Source organism: Halopseudomonas salina (assembly GCF_008641105.1).
This window is the reverse complement of record NZ_VTTI01000002.1, coordinates 367,151-386,415: the sequence shown is the minus strand read 5'-3', so window position 1 is coordinate 386,415 and position 19,265 is coordinate 367,151. Positions and strand designations below refer to the sequence as shown.

At 54.9% G+C, this 19,265-nt stretch carries 14 protein-coding genes; 4 read left to right on the top strand and 10 right to left on the bottom strand.

All coding sequences use genetic code 11. The features are described 5' to 3' along the window. Positions 1–25: 25 nt before the first annotated feature. Positions 26–718, bottom strand: a complete 693-nt coding sequence (locus FZF01_RS05150; RefSeq protein ID WP_150277127.1) for a DUF433 domain-containing protein — start codon at positions 716–718, stop codon at positions 26–28. Positions 719–1,067: 349 nt separating this feature from the next. Here FZF01_RS05150 and hsdR point away from each other — a divergent pair, with 349 nt between their 5' ends. The 4 genes from hsdR (at position 1,068) to FZF01_RS19390 (ending at position 8,790) form a co-directional block, all read left to right on the top strand. Then, complete coding sequence (gene hsdR, locus FZF01_RS05145) at positions 1,068–4,586, top strand: type I restriction-modification system endonuclease (protein ID WP_150277061.1); 3,519 nt, start codon at positions 1,068–1,070, stop codon at positions 4,584–4,586. A gap of 157 nt (positions 4,587–4,743) precedes the next feature. Continuing rightward, positions 4,744–5,841 carry a Fic family protein gene (locus tag FZF01_RS05140; RefSeq protein ID WP_150277060.1) on the top strand — a complete coding sequence of 366 codons (1,098 nt, stop codon included), beginning with the start codon at positions 4,744–4,746 and terminating at the stop codon, positions 5,839–5,841. A 7-nt stretch (positions 5,842–5,848) separates the two neighbouring features. Beyond that, positions 5,849–7,459 (top strand): class I SAM-dependent DNA methyltransferase, encoded by a 1,611-nt coding sequence (locus FZF01_RS05135; protein WP_150277059.1) that lies wholly within the window; start codon positions 5,849–5,851, stop codon positions 7,457–7,459. Beyond that, positions 7,456–8,790 carry a restriction endonuclease subunit S gene (locus FZF01_RS19390; RefSeq protein WP_150279362.1) on the top strand — a complete coding sequence of 445 codons (1,335 nt, stop codon included), beginning with the start codon at positions 7,456–7,458 and terminating at the stop codon, positions 8,788–8,790. The genes FZF01_RS05135 and FZF01_RS19390 overlap by 4 nt, the downstream gene beginning before the upstream one ends. Positions 8,791–9,527: 737 nt before the next feature. Here FZF01_RS19390 and FZF01_RS05120 read toward each other — a convergent pair. The 9 genes from FZF01_RS05120 to FZF01_RS19530 all read right to left on the bottom strand — a co-directional run. Then, positions 9,528–10,487: a viperin family antiviral radical SAM protein gene (locus FZF01_RS05120; RefSeq protein WP_150277058.1), complete on the bottom strand. Its 960-nt coding sequence runs from the start codon at positions 10,485–10,487 to the stop codon at positions 9,528–9,530. A 120-nt stretch (positions 10,488–10,607) separates the two neighbouring features. Continuing rightward, on the bottom strand, positions 10,608–12,770 hold the full coding sequence (locus tag FZF01_RS05115; protein WP_150277057.1) for a hypothetical protein: 2,163 nt from the start codon (positions 12,768–12,770) through the stop codon (positions 10,608–10,610). Positions 12,771–13,307: 537 nt separating this feature from the next. Next, a complete protein-coding gene (locus tag FZF01_RS05110) occupies positions 13,308–14,738 on the bottom strand; it encodes an IS1182 family transposase (RefSeq protein WP_150277056.1) in 1,431 nt (476 codons plus the stop codon). 140 nt (positions 14,739–14,878) lie between these two features. Continuing rightward, complete coding sequence (locus FZF01_RS05105) at positions 14,879–15,721, bottom strand: DUF3883 domain-containing protein (protein WP_150277055.1); 843 nt, start codon at positions 15,719–15,721, stop codon at positions 14,879–14,881. A 113-nt stretch (positions 15,722–15,834) separates the two neighbouring features. Next, the gene (locus FZF01_RS05100) at positions 15,835–16,104 is read right to left on the bottom strand and encodes a hypothetical protein (protein WP_150277054.1); all 270 of its coding nucleotides are present in this window, start codon (positions 16,102–16,104) and stop codon (positions 15,835–15,837) included. Positions 16,105–16,120: 16 nt separating this feature from the next. Beyond that, a complete protein-coding gene (locus FZF01_RS05095) occupies positions 16,121–17,539 on the bottom strand; it encodes a class I SAM-dependent methyltransferase (protein WP_150277053.1) in 1,419 nt (472 codons plus the stop codon). A gap of 271 nt (positions 17,540–17,810) precedes the next feature. Continuing rightward, positions 17,811–18,146 carry a hypothetical protein gene (locus FZF01_RS05090; protein ID WP_150277052.1) on the bottom strand — a complete coding sequence of 112 codons (336 nt, stop codon included), beginning with the start codon at positions 18,144–18,146 and terminating at the stop codon, positions 17,811–17,813. 189 nt (positions 18,147–18,335) lie between these two features. Then, positions 18,336–18,896 carry a hypothetical protein gene (locus FZF01_RS05085; protein ID WP_150277051.1) on the bottom strand — a complete coding sequence of 187 codons (561 nt, stop codon included), beginning with the start codon at positions 18,894–18,896 and terminating at the stop codon, positions 18,336–18,338. Positions 18,897–18,912: 16 nt separating this feature from the next. After that, positions 18,913–19,265: galactose oxidase early set domain-containing protein (locus tag FZF01_RS19530; protein ID WP_223825400.1), on the bottom strand; the 353-nt coding region annotated here is incomplete at its 5' end.

Here is a 19,265-nt window from a genome sequence, read left to right as displayed (position 1 = left end):
GGCAGGTTGTTATCGAGAAGAAATTTCACGCGGCATCCTTGCGCTCAAACCTGATGGCTGCCTCCACTTCGGCAGGGGTTAGATCGTAAATCAGGGCGACCCTGCGGATATTCTGGTCTTCGGCCTGGTACGCGGCGGCGATGGTTTCTGTATCCACACCGGACTTGGCAAGAATGGGTTTGCCGAAGTGTCTCGCTGGGTCAAGCACCACGGCCTTGCTCCGTGTGAGAGGATACCAGCGCAGGGCCTCGCCATCGCTGTCATAGTCGATGCCAGCGTAAAGCGAGGCGCTGATAACCTGCCTGAAGGCATATTGGCGCTTTACGAGATCGATAAGAGTTTCGTCACCGGTCTCTTCCATGACCGTGGCAAAAATACTCTGACCGTCGGTTTGGAAGCGCCTGCAGGTAAAGGGGTAGGGCTGGTCAAACCACTCTCGTGCATGACCGGCAGCCGCTCGGATGGACTGCAGACTGACGCCATATTGACGGAAAGCATGCACAAAACGGATTTCAAGCAGGTCATGAAAGCTCAGGGTTTTCTCTTCGAGCTCTCCTAGTGCAGGTTGCCATAGGCTAGCGTGGCTTTTTCCGCCCGCACGGTAACCGAAGACCCAGCGGTTGATCTGATCCGCCGGAATACCGGTGTAACTGGAAGCTTCGGGCAGGCTGTAGAGACCAACGCCGAGCAAAGGGCTTAGAGGTTCTGGGGTTTTCATGATTAAGGTACTGATCATTGCCATCCTTGGCTCCGTGTTGATGCGTAATGATATGAAGTATGGACCAATAGCCATAATTCGGAAACAGGCAGCTAGGATGAGTGCCTAAATCGAAATGCTTTTACGGCGAGGTCTGTTAGTCACTAGATCGCGCTCGATCCGCGCCCGGATCAAGCCGCTTATGTTTGTCCCTAGAGACAACGGACCTCAGATAATGCAAAGTGGATCACATAACAAACCGGCTACCTGAGTGTTGTTCGGTAACGTATTCGTGCTGACAAGGATTTTGGAGAGAACGTGTCCGAACTGGAACGGCCGAGCTTTCAGGTTGAAAGGGAGTTTCTTACTGATGACATCGCCTGAACCCACCAGCAATTTTGGTTTTCTGGCAGAACACGATCCGCTTTTTGTCGAAATTGCCCAGTCCGCCGAGCGGGCCTTTGCTGGCGACCCCAACACCACTCTGATCAAATTGCGTCAGCTGGGTGAGGCATTGGCCCAGCACCTTGCTGCCCGGGCCGGTATCGAGTTCGACGATCAAACCAGCCAGGCCGATCTGCTGTTCAAGATCAACCGTGAGCTCAAGCTGGAACCGGTGGTGCGCGAGCTGTTTCATACCCTGCGTATCGAGGGCAACAAAGCCACGCACCAATTCAAGACGCTGCACAAGGAAGCCATCAGCGGTCTGGTAGTCGCCCGCAAACTGGCCATCTGGTTTCATCAAACCTTTGGCAAAACCGGTGTGCACTTCAAGCCCGGCCCCTTTATCCCGCCTGCTGATCCCAGCGAACAGTTGCGCAACCTGCAGACTGAAATTAGCAAGCTGAAATACGAGCTGCAGCAAGCCAATATGGGCCTTGATTCGAGCCAGCAGCTCAATGAGCTGATCGCCAAAGAGAAGGACGAATACGAAGCCCTGGCCCATGCTATGGATGAAGAGTCGCGAGCCCTGGCCCAGCAAGCTGCCACCCATGAGCAGGCGCTCAATCAGCAACAGCAGGCTTATGAAGCCCGTATCAAAGCCCTTCAAGCTGAACTGACGTCACAGGATGACAAGACACAAACCGCTCAACGCCAGACACTCAGCCGCAACACGCAAGCCGCCACCCAGCATATTGTTCTGGATGAAGCCCTCACCCGCATTTTGATTGATCAGCAGCTGATTGAAGCGGGATGGCAAGCTGATAGTGAAGCCCTCACCTACAAGAGCGGAGCCCGCCCGGAGAAGGGCAAGAACCTCGCCATAGCCGAATGGCCAACCCAGTACAAAGGCGAGAACGGCCGCGCCGATTATTTGCTGTTTGCTGGCCTGACACCGATCGCCGTGGTGGAAGCCAAAAAGGAAAACACCAATGTTGCCGGAAAGATTGGCCAGGCCGAGCGTTACAGCAAGGGCTTGAGCGTCACCGCGCCGCTTATTGGCGCCTGGGAGCAGGCAGGGCAGACCGTTGCTTGGCCCGATGACGAAGACGGCCATTACAAAGTGCCTTTCGTATACTCCTGCAACGGGCGCCCCTTTGTTAAGCAGCTGGCAGAACAGTCAGGTACCTGGTTTCGGGACGTGCGGCACCCGGCCAATACCAGAAGAGCGCTGCCCAGCTTCCACAGCCCAGAGGGCCTGCGCGATTTGCTAACGCGTAGTAAAGAGGCCGCGCAAGCCCAATTGCAGGCCGAGCCTTTCGGTTACCTGAAACTGCGCGCCTATCAACAAAAGGCCATTGTGGCGGTAGAAAACACACTGGCTAAAGAAATTCGTGTGGCGCTGCTGGCCATGGCCACCGGTACTGGTAAAACCCACACCATCATCGGGCTGATGTACCGCTTTCTGAAAACCGAGCGTTTCAAACGCATCCTGTTTCTGGTAGATCGTACTGCTCTGGGCCAACAGGCTATCGACGCCTTCAACGAAGCATCGCTAGAACAGAATCAGACGCTGTCGCAGATCTACAACGTCGCGGAGCTGGGTGACATGGCCGCCGAGGCCGCAACCCGCATCCAGGTCGCCACCGTGCAGGCCATGGTCAAGCGCATATTCATGAACGACAACCCGCCGCCGGTGGACCAGTTTGATTGCATTATCATCGACGAAGCCCACCGCGGTTACACCCTGGATCAGGAAATGACCGAGGGCGAACTGGCCACCCGTGATGCCAGCCAATACCTCTCCAGTTACCGCCGCGTACTGGACTACTTTGACGCGGTGAAAATCGGCCTGACCGCCACGCCGGCCAAACACACCAGCGAGATTTTCGGCAAGCCGGTTTACATCTACACCTACCGTGAAGCCGTCGCCGAGGACTGGCTGATCGATCACGAGCCGCCCATTCGCTATGAAACCCTGCTGACGCAAAACGGTATTACCTTCGCCAAGGGCGAAAAGGTCAGCGCTATCAATACCCAGACCGGCGAAGTGCAAAGCGCCGAACTGGATGACGAGTTGAATTTCGAGGTCGATGCCTTCAACCGTCGCGTCATCAACGAGAACTTCAATCGAGTGATCTGTCAGCAGCTGGTACAGGAGTTGGATCCGTTCGCTGATGAGAAGACCCTGATTTTCTGCGCCACCGACCTGCACGCCGATATGGTCAAACGACTGCTGGATGAGGCCTTCAAGGAGCTTTATAACGGCGAATACAACCAGGCCGCAGTAGCCAAGATCACCGGCCAGAGCGACAAGGTCGAGCAGCTGATCCGCCAGTACAAGAACGAGCGTTACCCGAATATCGCCATCACCGTAGACCTGCTGACCACCGGCATCGACGTACCGAAGATCTGCCATCTGGTATTCATGCGCCGGGTCAAGTCGCGCATTCTGTATGAACAGATGATTGGCCGTGCCACCCGCCGCTGTGACGAGATCGGCAAAACCGTATTCCGCATCTACGACCCAGTGGATATCTACGCCGCCCTTAGCGACGTCAATACCATGAAGCCGCTGGTCAAGGATCCGAATATCAGCCTGGAACAGCTGCTGGAGGAGATCACCAACCCCGAGCAACTGGAACGCGCCCTCAGCGCACCAGGGGACAGCGCTGGTGAAAGCCATGCCGACGTGGTGCTCAGCCAGCTAAGCCAGAAAGTCATGCGCGTGCTGCGCAAAGCCGAGAAAAAGGCCGAAACCAAACCGGCGGTCAAACACAAGCTTGATGAACTGCAGGATCTATGGGGCGTAGAGCCGAAAACGCTTCACACTCATTTGCGCAAGCTAGGTCCCAAGCAGGCCGCCCAGTTCATCACCCAGCACAATGGCTTGCTGCATCAGTTGAACGAGGTCAACAACCTACTTGGCAGCGACCGCCAGCCGGTTATTTCCGAACACCCCGACGAGATCCGCGAGCGCACGCAAAGCTATGGCGTGCATCAGAAGCCGGAGGACTATCTGGACAGCTTCAATCGGTTTATCCGCGAACAACTCAACCAGAATGCAGCCCTGGCAGTGGTGGTCAACAAGCCGCGCGACCTGACACGGGAGCAGCTCAAAGAGATCAAACTACTACTCGATGGCGCCGGGTACAGCGAGGCCAAGCTGCAAACCGCCGTCCGCAACCAGACCAACCAGGATATCGCCGCCAGCATCGTCGGCCATATTCGTCGCGCCGCCCTGGGCGAGGCCCTGGTGCCCTTTGAGCAGCGGGTAGCCCAGGCCATGCAGCGTATTTACCAGAGCCATAAATGGCTGCCCGCGCAGCGCAAATGGCTGGAACGCCTGGCCAAACAGCTGGTGCACGAAGTGATCATTGATCGCGACTTTGTGAACAGCCGATTCTCGGAGCACGGGGGTGCCAAACAGCTGGACAAGATTCTGAATAGTCAGTTGGACAGCCTGCTGGTGGAGCTAAACAAAGCCATATGGCCAGAAGTGGGCTGAAAAGCCGGGCAATCGGCAAAGGGTGGCGTCATTTTCTATACATGAGCCTATTGATATGTATAGAAAATAACGATTTCTATGCATGTTCTCCGCGACATGTATAAAATCCAACAAAATCTATATCTGAAAAACCAGTCCATGGATCAAGGCCTGTTACATGAGCGGATACAGCATTCCAGAACTCCCGATCAGCAATCTGAGTAGCCTTGAGACCCGTGCGGTGTTGAAAAAAACCGCCGAGGCTCATCGCTATCTGGCTGAACTCAAGGGCGTTGCCGCCACCATTCCAAACGAAGCCATATTGATCAACACACTGGCCCTGCAGGAGGCAAAAGACAGCTCCGAGATCGAGAACATCGTTACCACGCACGATGAGCTGTATAAAGCTAACCTGAACGTTGAGGCTGTTACCCCCATTGCCGCCAAGGAAGTGCAAGACTATGCCTACGCACTTAGGCAGGGATTTCTTGGCGTCAGGCAGACCGGGTTACTTCGACTAAACGATATTATTGACGTTCAGCAGCTGCTCGAACGCAACAAGGCAGGCTTGCGTCGGCTGCCAGGTACCGAGCTGAAAAATGCCGCGACCGGCGCAGTTATCTACACTCCGCCGCAGCACGCAGAAATCATAGAAAAATTGATGGCGAATCTAGTCACCTACATCAACGATGACAGTCTATGTGATGCAGATCCATTGGTAAAAATGGCCATCATTCACCACCAGTTCGAAAGCATTCATCCGTTCTACGATGGCAACGGCCGCACCGGGCGCATCCTCAATCTGCTATATCTGGTCGCCAAAGACCTTCTCAACCTGCCGGTGCTATACCTGAGTCGTCACTTTATTCGTAACAAGGCCGCTTATTATCAGCAATTGCAGCAGGTGCGTGAAAGCGGAGAATGGGAGCCCTGGCTGCTATACATGCTCGACGCGCTGATCGAAACATCGCAGCACACCATCGAGCTGATACAGGCAATGAAAGTCCTGATGACGGAATATAAGCAAAGGATGCGCGCCGAGCTGCCCAAAATTTACCGGCAGGAGCTGCTCAATAACTTGTTCAACCACCCGTACACCAAAATCGAATTTGTCATGGAAGACCTGCAAGTCTCCCGCATTACTGCAACCAAATACCTTGATCAACTGGTGGAGCACGGCCTTCTGGTCAAAGAAAAGGTAGGCCGCAGCAACTACTACATCAATCAGCCCTTGGTCCGCTTGCTTAGCGAAGCCCCCCAGTTTCCAACCAATTGAGAAAACCATGAACAACAACGACATCGTCCAGAAGCTCTGGAACCTCTGCGACGTGCTGCGCGACGACGGCATCAACTACAGCGACTACGTCACCGAGCTGGTGCTGCTGCTGTTTATCAAAATGGTGCACGAGAACACCGAAGCCGGCACCCTGAAAAAGCACCCGCTGCCCGAAGGCTGTCGCTGGACCGATATCAACGGCAAGTCTGGTATCAACCTGCTGAACGACTACAAGCGGATCCTGCTAAGCCTGTCCACCGGCAAAGATGCGGACAATAATCTGGTACACGAAGACCCACTGATCAGCGCCATCTACGCCGACGCGCAAACTCGCCTGCGCGAACCGCGCCACCTGGAACAGATGATCAAGACCCTGGACCAGATCGACTGGTTCACCGCCGCCAAAGACGGCCTGGGTGATCTGTACGAAGGCCTGCTGGAAAAGAACGCCAACGAAACCAAATCCGGGGCAGGGCAGTACTTTACCCCGCGCGCCCTGATCAACAGCATGGTGCGCTGCCTCAAACCGCAGATTGGTGAGGTAATACAGGACCCGGCCGCGGGGACCGCGGGCTTTCTGGTTGCTGCTGACCAATATATGCGCGAGCAGACCGACGATTACCTGGCGCTGAGCGCCAAGGATGCGGCCTTCCAGAAGCATAAGGCCTTTGTAGGCATAGAACTGGTCCCCAACACGCGCCGCCTGTCCCTGATGAACTGCTTGCTGCATGGCATGGAAGGCGACGACGAAGGTGTAGTGCACCTGGGCAACGCCCTCGGCGATGCCGGCAAGGCCCTGCCCAAGGCCGATATTATCCTCGCCAATCCGCCCTTTGGTACCAGCAAAGGCGGGGAGGCCAGCAACACCCGGGATGACCTGACCTATAAAACCAGCAACAAGCAGCTGGCCTTTATGCAGCACATCTACCGCAACCTCAAACCCGGTGGCCGCGCCGCCGTGGTATTGCCGGATAACGTCCTGTTCGAGGCCGGCGTGGGCACCGAGGTACGCCGCGACCTGATGAACAAGTGCAACCTGCACACCATCCTGCGCCTGCCCACCGGCATCTTCTACGCCCAGGGCGTCAAGACCAACGTACTGTTCTTCCAGAAGGGCAGCCCGGGTGATCCGCGTCAGGAACAGGGCTGCACCCAACGCGTATGGATCTATGACCTGCGCAGCAATATGCCCAGCTTCGGCAAGCGTACGCCCTTTGGTGATGCGCACCTTAAACCCTTTGAAGACGCCTATGGCGATGACCCGAACGGCAACAGCCCGCGGGCCGAGAATGTCGAGGGTATTGGTGAACTCAGCCGTTTCCGCTGCTTTACCCGCGAGCAGATTACCGAGCGCGGCGACTCGCTGGATATCAGCTGGCTCAAGGATGCCTCCAGTGAAAATGCCGCCGACCTGCCCGCGCCAGAAGTGCTGGCCGGTGAGGCCATGGCGGAGTTGACTGAGGCCTTGCATGAGTTGGAGGAGTTGATGAAGGCCTTGGGGGCCGAGGACGAGGTGGTGGCGCAGAAGCGGTTGATGGCGGAGGTGATGGGGCTGGAGGCGCCGGAGGCGGAGCTGCAAGCTTCAAGCGATAGGCTACAAGCGGGGGAGCGGGGATGAGTGGGTTGCCGACGGGATGGGCTGCCTGCCAATTGTCAGATATTGGCCAGATCGTTACGGGAAAAACGCCGAGTACTAAAGAGTCACGCTTTTATGGCGGGGATATACCCTTCATCAAGCCAGGCGACCTCGATTTTGCCAGCCCGATCTTCAGGACTGAAACCTATCTAACTGCTGACGGCGCCGCCGAGATTCCAAGCCTACCGTCACAAAGCATCGTAGTGACCTGCATTGGAAATCTAGGGAAAGTCGGCTTAACCACGACAACCTCAGCTACCAATCAGCAGATTAATGCAATAATTCCGCATGAACGAATAGATCCAAAGTTCCTGTTTCATTACTGCAAAACACTTAAGCCATGGCTCGAAGCCAAATCCTCTGCAACAACGATTTCCATCGTGAACAAGGGCATTTTTTCTACAGCACCAACCTCATTGCCGCCACTCGCCGAACAAACCCGCATCGCCGCAAAACTCGACGAACTGCTGGCCCAGGTCGATACCCTGAAAGCCCGCGTCGACGGCATCCCCGCACTGCTCAAACGCTTCCGCCAATCCGTCCTCGCCGCTGCTGTTTCCGGGCGGTTGACGGAGGAGTGGCGCAAGGATGACTCTAGCAAATATAAGGATCTGGACTTCGCCTACCCGGTTAATAGGCTAGGTTTGCTTGCACGTTTCATCGACTATCGAGGGAAAACCCCAGAAAAGGTCGGGACTGGAATTCCACTCATTACCGCAAAAAACATCAGGTCGGGGTATATATCGAGAGAACCTCGAGAGTTCATACGTCCTGAAGCTTATGAGGGGTGGATGACACGAGGGATTCCGCTGGTTGGTGATGTTCTGATAACAACTGAAGCACCGCTAGGCAATATTGCGGTAATCGACATAACTGAGAAGTTTGCATTGGCACAGCGTGCAATATGCCTCCAGTTTCATGAAGGCTTTTTGTCTAATTTTGGAGCTATAGCTTTGCAATCGCCACTGTTGCAAGAAGAGTTATTGCGCCGTGCAACTGGAACAACAGTTAAGGGTATCAAGGCATCAGTTTTGAAGGACATCGAGGTTCCAGTTCCTACATTAGCAGAACAAACCGAAATCGTTAGCCGCGTAGAACAACTATTCGCCTTCGCCGACCAGCTGGAGACCCGGGTCAAAATCGCGCAAACACGGATTGATCGGCTGACCCAAAGCATTCTAGCCAAGGCCTTTCGCGGTGAGCTGGTGCCGCAGGACCCGAATGATGAGCCGGCCAGTGTGTTGCTGGAACGTATCAAGGCGCAACGGGCTGCGGCGCCCAAGACCAAGCGGGGTCGCAAGGCGTCGGCTTGAACGCATGGGTGAATGAAGTGGGCCTGATTGGTTCAACCGTCGGGGCAGGATGTGAGTACAGGGAGTAGTGCAATAGCAATTCCGCGAATCAATGGGGTCAGAGCGTTTGATCTTTAAGAAAACAATGACACTGACCCCATTGATTGCACGCTGGTACCGGAGTCGACGGATAGTTCGTTTCAGCCGATTGTGTTGGGGCTGAGGAGAAAGATGAGGTGAGAGTGTTGGCGGAGCTCGTTGTGGTTTTGGTTTGAATGACTGGCTGCTATCGGCCAGAAGCAGCCGATGACGACAGATAAAAATTGCACAGAAACGGCCCTCAAGGGTGTCTACGAATCTAGAGAGATTCAGCCTCTACCGCATGGTTTACAAGAAGAGCCTATCGGCAACATCTTGGAAGTATGCAGCCACAAGCTGCCCTGCTCGGCCGGTGCTGATGGCTGAGTCGTGACAAAACTCTGGAACGCTGCCGGGCGGACGCTGGTAAGAAGCCTGCGCCCGCCCGGTGACATGTTACATCTGGCTTTTAGTTACTCCAGTACAGTTGTGGGTAGACAGAACAGTTTGCTTGAATCGCTGCAAACTACGGCGGCCACTGGGTGAAATAGAAACCGTAATGGGCCGCCTGAGAGAGGGGTGAGTCAACTTGCCGTGTTTGCCGCCACGTTGATAACCCCATCCGTGTCGCACTAGGCACCGTATGACGAGGTCGAAGTCTTTGTCTGAGCAGTACTTCCTCATGATGCCTCCCCCGGTGCTGTTGTGTAACGGGAGCGAAAGCCGGCCGGGTTGAAGCGCATTTCGGAAAATGCTGCGGCGGCACCGGAAGGTAAAATCGGTTGGCTGTAGAGGTAGCCTCCTTTCCCAGCTGCTTGGTTTTGGAAGAAACGGCCATAAGGGTCGACCATAAGGTACGACTCACACATGTCGCTGTTGTCCTCGACGCACTGGATTGATCGGAAAGCGCCATGTCTTTCCACAAAGGCTGCAAAGGCCTCGTCGCTAACGGCAAGAGTGGCATCAACTATTGGTAGCATCCGCAGCACCTTCCAGCGCTCTGGGCGAACTCGTGTGATTAGTCCGCTCAAGTCTTCATCGGCATTTAAGGCGTTGACGACGGTAGTAATCTTGATCTTGAGTGCGGGGTTAACTTGACGAGCAAAGTCCAGGTTCGCGGTCAGCTCATTTAGACTCAGCCCTTGCCCGCTTCTTTCTACCCGTCCTATTGCAAGATTGGTCCCAGAGTCCGTGGAGTCTAGGCTGACACCTAGATAGGTCAGTTGCGGTGCAAGCTGCTTTATAACGTCAGATGTCAACCTTGAAGCATTGCTGATAAGTGAAACCTCAAACCCTACTTGTTTGGCCACGCGGGTGATGTCTAGCAGGCGCTCTCCGAGTATCGATGGCTCTCCGCCAGCCAGGTTCAGGCGCAGAGTGCGCCATGAGAGGGCATCACGCAGAGGATTACTGGTGTTTGTCGGCTGAAAATACTGGAACAACTCCACCAGCAAGTGCTGGCTGCGGTCGCGATCGTGAAATAGCTCGCGGGGACAGGGGTGGTCCGTCCATTTCGCGTAGCAGTATTGGCAGCGGTAATTGCAGGCCTCCGTCACGTGCCAGTTGATAGTCAGAGCGTCAACGTGGACGGGAGCTGCTTTTACAGGGCTGATGGGAAAAATCAAATTATCTTTGGACATACGTCAACTCCTTGGCGACCGCAGTGGTGCGGTCGGTAAAAGGTTCTGCATGGCGGACGCGAGGCGTCAGAGTAGGAGCATCAGGCTCCGGTACACCGTGACTTTTCTTGTTGCGGGTGGTTACGGATTACGCATCATATTGCGCCGTGTCTTGAGGGCTCCCTCTGGGTCTATGGGAAGACCGAGTGCGCGTCGCTGACTCATTAGCAGCCACCATTCAGCGGCGATCAGCCCACGCTTGTAGTCCTGAACGCTTTTTTTACTTTTGGTTTCCCGGCGCACGGCTCGATAAGCCTCTTTCGCGACATCGCGGACGCTTTCATCAGGGTCGAACTGCCGGGTAAAAAAAACGGTTTTGTGCGCCTTACCGTTAGGGTCAAGGCCGATTTCCAGCAGCGCCTTCAAATATCCTTGACGCCAGATAGCCGATTGCTCGGTCACCTGGCTATCGGCGTACCGTTCATCTTCGGGCTTCTTTTCGCCTTTGCGCAGGCGCAGGCGGCTAAGGCAAAACTCGATCAGATCAAGGGCGAATGACTGGTAGCTCTCCAGCTCAGCTTTTTCGCATTCCTGTCGGTCAACATAAGGCGTCCCGCTGAGTTTTTTTGCGTGAAAGTTCCTAGCTTGCTCACTCAGTGGGCTGTACCAACTGACAGCCTTGTCGCTGTGATGTGAGCTGAAGCGTGATAGTGACTCGTCGGCGAACGGCACGTACGACGAGCGCATGAGCATCAGGCGATGTCGAAGTGCTTTCCGCGGGTCTAGGTGCGATAGCATGCTCAACAGTGCATCGAGTTGGTTGTTCAGATCAGGCTCTGCCGCATTCGACAGTCGGCTGCGCAGCAGTCCGAGGCTCTTGTCGATGTAAGGCAGCACGACCTCGTCACTCAATCTACCAATAGCATGGACAGTCCATTGCGGGGTTAGAGCCAGTGGAAACTCGGGGTCGTGAATCAACTTTTCGAGCAGGCTATCCCACCAAGGGTGAAGTTCTCGAGATACTGCTTCACTGGGAAGCCGGAAAAGCCTGCAGGATAGAACGGCCAATGCATCTTTGACGCCCAAGGCATGGATCTCGGCTTCTAACTTGGCTTTCCATATGGCCGAATAGTCCGATGCCCACCACTTTCTGCTTCTCTGATCAGATAGTGTTGGGAACGAGTCCAGTCTGCTTTGTAGTGTTGCTTTTACATCGCTGTGGACAGATTGCTGAACCCAAGCCTCGGCTTTGTCGGAAGTGAGCAGGGAGAGTAGCCTGCGAAGGTGCTGCTGCTCGGCTACATCCCACTCACCGCTTGGCAGCTCAATGATTCGCCCCGAGACACAGTTATCAAGCTGTAAAGCCCAGTCAGCAAGCTGTCCTTCATCTGCATCGGCGAGCTCCATGTGGATCGCTAGGGTTTCCTTTAGCTGCAGTTCCAAGTTTATGAGCCAATCTGTGGCAGAGTTGTACAGGTCCTTTTCATCGCTGTCGCCTGAACGTAGCGCCTCTAGGTCAGACCGTAGTGATTCCCTCTCGGTATATAGCTTTTGAAAAACGCCTTCGTGCGGGTTACGGAGTCTGCCGGCAGCAGCATCGGATTTAACCCAAGCCTCTAGAAACCTGACCCGCTGAAGCCATTGGTGTGCTGCAGGTGTTGGCGGGCCAGCATGCCGCTGTGTTGACGCAACTGAAATCAGAGCTTTGGCATCAGGGCTGAAAATTGATGCCAACTCAGTCGGGATTTGCTGCTCGTCGTGTGACCACGCGGGCAAGCACGACCAGAGCACCCGCACCCTTTCCCACTCACCTTCTGCAATAAGCGCTGGGTCATCGAATACTGCGCTGTGGAGAAAGTACTCGTTTCCGTACAGCGCGGTTATGAACCAACCGTGCTGTGAGTCGGGTTTGAGCTTTTTAAACAGCTTGTAAGGGGAGTGCGGAAAGACGGTTTGGGCTACGTCTTTGGCAAAATCGAGCGTTTCTAAGGTGCGTCCAGTGACATCTTTATGTATGAGGACGAATAGTAGCTGCATGCGCAGGCGCTCTGCCAGCGGGCCGGATGAGATTACGGCAGCGGCTTGGTCCTCCATCGTCGCTTGGCTTCGAGCAAGGTCTAACGCCTCTTCCAGTCTGTTAGCGGATGTGAATACGTGCTGCCAGGTGGTGGCGAAGTGGTTAGTTAGCAATGAGCGGAGTTGCCCGACGACTTCATATTCGTCAAGGGCTTGGGTAAAACGCTCGGAGGGGTCGGCTTTTTCGTCAAGGTCGTACTTGCCGAATTCGGCATCAATTCTGCACATGGTTTTTTCCCAATATCAGGATTAGGTTTCATGGGTTACGCACCAGATTGGATTCTGGCCTGCAGTTGAAACCTCCCGTGCAGCAGAGGGGAGCGGATGGGTGATTAGCCCGTGAGCATCAAGCTCTATAGCCGACTGCAGTAGCGCGCCAAATAAAAATAGATGGGTTCGTATCTTTAGTCAAGCATTGATCCAGAGGCCGCCAGCTCGCATCGCTGGCTACAGCCCTAGCTATTTTTCTCCTGACTGGCAGCCGGTAAGCCACGTAAAGGATATGCCGTCCATTGTTTTGAACATCGACTGACGGCTACGTATTAGCGCTATGTGAATAGCCTCGGCTTATGTAGACAGCTAATGACCGCTATTGGCCCAGAGTGTGTAAAAACGCCAGAACGGATTTCCGTCACGGTCTATAGCGAGCCTTTCTCGAGCTGAGAACCTGATCAAGCTTATGACCACTGCGAAGGGGGCATGAGACAATCCAGCAACGCCCTGGAGCCCTCTCAGAGGCAGCGTAGGCGAGTAAAGCCAGGGCTTTTACGCTGTCAGGGCCTCTAGCAAGCTGACGGTGCCTATGATTTTCATCACCCGTTTCAGGTTGTAAGCGAGCACATTCAGGCTCATCTCAGCACTCACCCCATTGAGCTTTCGCGTCAGGAAGTGCGACGCGCCCATCCATTGTTTGAGCGTCCCGAAGGGATGTTCAACGGTTCGTTTTCGAACCTTCATCATCTCGGGTGCTCTGCTGAGCCGGTGCTGCATTTCTTCCAGCACTGCTTCATGCTCCCAGCGCCGAATTCGCCGCTGCTTGCTCGGCGTGCACTGCGATTTCAATGCGCAGCTTTGGCAATTTGAGCTCCAGTACCGATGCAGTTTCATGCCGTTCTCAACGCTGGAGAAACGCCAAATCAAAGTCTCGCCAGCCGGACAAGTGTATGCGTTTGCCGCCGCGTCATAGATAAATGCGTCGTTGTTGAGTCGCCCATCGGCTTTGGCTGCGGAGGTCATTGGCTTGGGTACATAGGTGACGATACCTGCGTCGTGACAAGCCAGGATTTCCCCGCTTTTGAAGTACCCACGGTCAGCTACCACCGACAGCTTTTCTGTTCCCATCGCCTCGCGGGCTTGCTTGGCAATAGGGCTGAGCTGATCGCGGTCGGACCCGACGTTGGTCACCTCATGAGCGACGATTAAATGGTGCTTGGTATCGACCGCTGTCTGCACGTTGTAGCCAACGATTCCTGTGCCGCGAGTCATCATGGAGCGGGCATCTGGATCCGTCAGTGATACCTGCTTATCCGGTGATTCATTGAGCTGAGTTTCGATCAATTGAAGCTCTTTCATTTGCGCCTTCAGCTTGGCGATTCTTTCTTCCAGGTGCACGACATTGGCGTCAGAGGCTGGACGATCCTGTTGATCAGCAGCATCGAGCGCTGTCAGGTACCGATTAATACTTGCTTCGATTTCCTCCATCCGCCGCTTCAATTTGGCGCTGGTGAAATTGCGATCTCGGTTGTTGACCGCCTTGAATTTGCTGCCATCGATGGCAATCAGGCTTCCGGCGAATAACCCTAACTGCTGACAGAGCACAACGAACTGACGGCAGACGCCACGGATAGCCTTACCGTTGTCCTTTCGAAAATTAGCGATAGTCTTGAAATCAGGCATCAAGCGACCGGTCAGCCACATCAACTCGACGTTGCGTTGCGCTTCTCGTTCAAGGCGTCGGCTGGATTGAATGCGGTTGAGGTAACCGTAGATGTAGATCTTCAGCAGGATCGAGGGATGATAAGCAGGCCGACCAGTATCAGCGGGGATGGCGCTTTCAAAACCCAGCTTCACTAGGTCGAGTTCGTCGACAAAGACATCGACCACTCGCACCGGATTGGTATCGTTGACGTAGTCGTCGAGGCTCTCGGGCAGTAAGTTGCTTTGGCCTCGATGCTCACCTTGAATGAAGCGCTTCATGGACGATCCTTGCGATGAAATCCCGAGAAATCATAGCAAGGGTTTGAGACAGCGTTTTTACACACTCTGGGCCGTTAGCGGACTGTCGTTGCCCACGGAAATTTATTAGCCCTAGCGGATCCCTTGTGTGCCGAAGCCTGTCACGAACCCAACGACGCAAGATAGGTGACCGGATCAAGTCGGAGCCGCTGATGCATGTCTCCTGTCAGAGCGAACATTCTTGGTTTCGTCCTGAATTCAAAAAGCCGATAGAGGTGATAACGCTCGGACGTCACCTTGGAAAACTCAACCTCGTTGCGGCTGATGTAGAAGGGCGTTGCTTTTGCAAACGCAGTGGTCTTCACTTCGATAAACCTTTCCCTACCGTCGGTTTCAAACGAGAGGATGTCATAGCCGACACCATCTCCTCGCTTAATTGAAGTGTGTTCCACCTTGCCAGCAAGCGATCCGAAGCCACTGCGTTCTAAACGCTGTTGCTCGTAGCTAAGCACTAATTCTTCCCCAGCAAGACCAAGCGCGCGGTTTCGGGCTTCTCGCGCCACGTAGTCGCGCTTTGTGGCCAAAAATCTCGGTTGATAGGCGGATTCGTTGATTTCTATTGGCTGCGGCGTTTGCTCAATCCAGCAGTCAAAGTCCACTCCCATTGGGACGATTGCAGGTTGCTCGCTAGCATGGCGTGCGGCCTGGTCGAATATTGGGTCGTTTACTAGCGTCTCTACGACAGCTTCGACGAGCAGCGCTTGGTAATTACCAAGCGGTTTGTAACCGACGATCCACGGGCACTCGAGTTCATGCAAGACGGCGCTGATATTTTGATGCTTACGCTCAATGGAGCCTTCTGACCGATCTTGCAAAAGTACCTGCAAGGCTCGCCGGTGGTGGGTTTTACTGTATTTTTGCCCATTGAGCTCCTGTACAAGCATTCTCTTGTAATCAGCGACCGCTAAGCGGACTTCTTCCTGGGTCCAGGGTCCGTTCGCCATGTTTACTATTCCTTATAGCCCCGTACGGGCGTCAATGAGATTCCAGATTTTAGGTCAATTGCGCTCGTCGTCAGGCCAGCTCGCTATTACCTACTTTGATAGGCAACAGAAATTCAGGTAAGCGACCACTCCGCTAATTGCTGACTGGCCTTCAACTTCGCCCGCTGATGCTGCATTGCCGCAAATATCTCATCCAACCCGCTCTGTGGCGTAACCAGCGGCAGCGCAGCTTCAGCCTCAATCAAAAACCGCTCCGAGAATTTCGGCTCCGAAACATAGGCTTCGCCCCACCAATCGAGGATCAGCTCTTTTGAGTTCTCCAGGAGCAGGGCGGAGGGAAGCTTGTCGCCTTTTTTGCTGTTAATGGCTTCTGCTGCGGGCACAAGATTCCACAGGTCGTTATTGAACCAACGGGCCCAGGGGGAAACAGTGATCCACCGCGTAGCGGTCGGGACGGAGTTGTTTCTGGCTCCAGACGCACGAAATGTCGCGGCCACCTAGCTGCATTGCCGCAATACGGCTTCTGACTTCGGCGGTATCGCGTCTGTCTTCATTCCATTGCAAGGCGCGTTCGTACACGCTCGGATCGTACTGCATGCTCCACGAGCGCATCAGCCGGGTCCATTCACTCAGTATGGCGGGCTCCAGCCAGCAGGCGTGCTGGGAAAAGGTCTGCCATAGGTAGGTCGGCACTCTGAATGTGCCGAAGTCGCTCAGCGTTTGTTTGTTGCATTGCCAACTGCCTTTTGGAATCCGTCTGGAGACCCGGTTGCACTCGAATACCGGTTTGTCCTGGCCTGGATAGGTGATGTATTTGGCAGGCATAGCTTCGATGTTGGTGCAGATATTTTTCAGGGTCGCGATCAGGTTCAACGAGGTCTCTGGATCGAATGTGGCACCTACACGCAGATCGTAAGGGGAGAGGGTGTTCAGCTTGTAAAAATGACCACTGCTGGCCCAGCCGTAGCCTGTTTGGTTTTCATGGACGGCTGTCGGGGTCTGGATCAGGTTGTGCTTTAGCACCAGGGGCATGTACATCTTCAGCCAGTAGAGCGCAACCAGACCGAAGGGTATCTCCACCCAGGCTTCGTCCCGCCTGGTGACCATGCCGGGTGCGCCTTCGGCTATGCGGATCAGGGCGCGTAATAAGCCGAGTTTGTAGGAGGCGGATTTATTGTCATTGACGATGATATGTCTGAGCAGCGGCAGGCTGCCGCTGCCATCGTCGGGCAACACAAAGGCCATGCAGTCCCACTCGATGCTTGGGCGGGTGGCGTCGGGTTGCCGGGTTATCACCTTTGGGGCAAGGGCGCGACCCTGGGCAAGTATCTGGATTTGCTGGGCTGTGACTGGATGAAAGCGCTTTTCTTTGTCTTCGCCAATACGCAACGAGATCACCAGAATGCCGCCTGGGGCCAACAGGTCGCTGACGATGCGCATGGCGCGCTCGTGCTGGTCAGGCCGCAGGTGCATCCATACGGCGCTGATCAGGATCAGCTGGAAACGCTGGTCGAGCGAGCGCAAGCGTTTCAGGTCGGGGAGGGCGTCATCCAGCCAGGTTACCGAGCCGGGCCTGCAGTGTTGGGCTGTGGTGCTGGCCTGGCCCAGCTGTCGAAGTTTCTCGCTGGGCTCTACGGCGGTGACGGTCCAGCCCAGCTTGGCGAGCCAGCATGCGTCCCGTCCGGAACCCGCGCCGATATCACAGGCTATGCCAGGTTGGGCTGGCAACAGGTGCCGCCAGGCAGAATGAACGACCTCCGGGTCTACAGCCTGGTAGGCAGCAAAGAGCTCGTCCGCACGTTCGATGTAGTAATCCATGTAATGACATCTCCGTCTCAAGCGAGTGTATCGGTTGGGTAGGGGGTGTCAATCGAGTAGGGCAAGGACTGTCAGTCCGGGCTCACCTGTATCTAGTTCGTTTGTCATGTCGATTTTCTAGGAATATTTCGACATGACGAAGTGTTGTGTCGAAGACCTCGACATATCTGATTGGAGAATTTCAAGCGAATCCGCAGCCCGCACCTGGGGGGCAGGTGCGGATGGAGCGGTATTTTGAGGTCAGGGAACCTTTTAAGCATGTGCTCTGGCGTTACTGCGCTGGCACCCAGCCGTCTTTGGATTTGGCCATTAACACCTCCGAGCGTTGTACGGAGCGACCGGTAATAGGGGTTGTCGCATCCACGTCCACATCACAGAGGTAGACATTGGTGCGTTGTTCTTCGCAGCTATGAATGGTGACGGCGTGGATGTCGACTTTCAGCATGCTGGACATGTTCTCGCCGCCGATCTCACCCAGCATCCCGGACATCTGGTTCATCTGGGCTTCCAAAAGGGTCTTGACGTCGTCTTCCGATGGCCCGCTTGAGCAGGCGCTGAGCAGGAGGCTTGAGCCCAGCAGGAACGCTCCGTAAATGGCTTTTTTCATTCTGATTCCCGGCGGTGTTTTTGTTGTGAGCGAGGTTATGCCAGATAGCAGGGCGGGGCAATACAAGGCCTTACGCTGATTGCTCCACCGGAGCCCGATACTCTGAGGTTTTGTTATAAAGGTAAAAACAGGGCCTGTGGAAAGCCCCTGTAATGCAGGGGCTTCTGTTCAACTACTGCGGCTTGTCACCTATTTATACGCCGTAAACATCAAGGTACCCCGGATCTGGTCGAGTTCGCCGTCGGCTCCGCGCAGGGTAATCGACCATTCTTTCTGGGTGTCTGCTTCATGATGTACGTCAGCCAGGGTATTGAGCCTTGGATCAAGCCAACTGAAGCTGCCTGAGTCAGACAAAGTGACCCAGGTTGGGTCTGCGCTGGTGTCACTCGCTGTTCCATCCGAGGCCAAGGCGGCTGGCTTGTCGTTTGATGCCCCCCAGCTCGGGCTGGCGGTATTAACCGATACACCGGTGCGTGTGAACTGCAAGAAGGCTTCGCCCTCTACACCCAGCACGGTCAAGGGTTGCTCTCCGTTATAGCGAAGCATTATTCCCGGCCTGGGCGCGCTTAGAATCAAGCTGCTCAGGCCCTGGATATCAGGTCGGGCCGTAATGCTGGCCTTGACGAACCCCTCTGGCACATCGTCCAGTTCGAGGGCGCCGTGCGCACCTGCCAGCCCGGAGGCTGACAGGCACGCGAGGCCGAACAAAACGAGACCCGTACAGGCGGTTCTTGTTTGTTCGATGATCATTTGTTTCTCCTTGCGATTACAGGATGTCGAGGGTTGACTCGATAATGCCGTCAGCCGTAACAACGTCGGTTGAGGCCATCACCGGCGCCATGCAAGCCAGACTGCTATTGACCACCGTAATCGGTGCTGCCTCCGAAGGTACGCGACCTTCTGCGGTGTTTTTGCTGACAAACAACATGTACTCACCAGCAGGCACCACATTGTGATTGTTTGGCATTGTCAGCGTCAGTTTGTTGCCAGGGCCCTTGACGATATTCAGCTCGATCGCGCGCTGATCGCCGTCAATCAGGTGGGTCATTACCGTTCTTCTGATCAGCAGTGCCTTGTCGACCTGGTCAGCCTGATCCACTTTGATGTTGAAGCGATTTC

Excerpts from the sequence above, each read along its gene's own strand:
- FZF01_RS05150 (WP_150277127.1), bottom strand. The coding sequence starts at position 718 with ATGAAAACCCCAGAACCTCTAAGCCCTTTGCTCGGCGTTGGTCTCTAC.
- hsdR (WP_150277061.1), top strand. The coding sequence starts at position 1,068 with ATGACATCGCCTGAACCCACCAGCAATTTTGGTTTTCTGGCAGAACAC.
- FZF01_RS05140 (WP_150277060.1), top strand. The coding sequence starts at position 4,744 with ATGAGCGGATACAGCATTCCAGAACTCCCGATCAGCAATCTGAGTAGC.
- FZF01_RS05135 (WP_150277059.1), top strand. The coding sequence starts at position 5,849 with ATGAACAACAACGACATCGTCCAGAAGCTCTGGAACCTCTGCGACGTG.
- FZF01_RS19390 (WP_150279362.1), top strand. The coding sequence starts at position 7,456 with ATGAGTGGGTTGCCGACGGGATGGGCTGCCTGCCAATTGTCAGATATT.
- FZF01_RS05120 (WP_150277058.1), bottom strand. The coding sequence starts at position 10,487 with ATGTCCAAAGATAATTTGATTTTTCCCATCAGCCCTGTAAAAGCAGCT.
- FZF01_RS05115 (WP_150277057.1), bottom strand. The coding sequence starts at position 12,770 with ATGTGCAGAATTGATGCCGAATTCGGCAAGTACGACCTTGACGAAAAA.
- FZF01_RS05110 (WP_150277056.1), bottom strand. The coding sequence starts at position 14,738 with ATGAAGCGCTTCATTCAAGGTGAGCATCGAGGCCAAAGCAACTTACTG.
- FZF01_RS05105 (WP_150277055.1), bottom strand. The coding sequence starts at position 15,721 with ATGGCGAACGGACCCTGGACCCAGGAAGAAGTCCGCTTAGCGGTCGCT.
- FZF01_RS05095 (WP_150277053.1), bottom strand. The coding sequence starts at position 17,539 with ATGGATTACTACATCGAACGTGCGGACGAGCTCTTTGCTGCCTACCAG.
- FZF01_RS05090 (WP_150277052.1), bottom strand. The coding sequence starts at position 18,146 with ATGAAAAAAGCCATTTACGGAGCGTTCCTGCTGGGCTCAAGCCTCCTG.
- FZF01_RS05085 (WP_150277051.1), bottom strand. The coding sequence starts at position 18,896 with ATGATCATCGAACAAACAAGAACCGCCTGTACGGGTCTCGTTTTGTTC.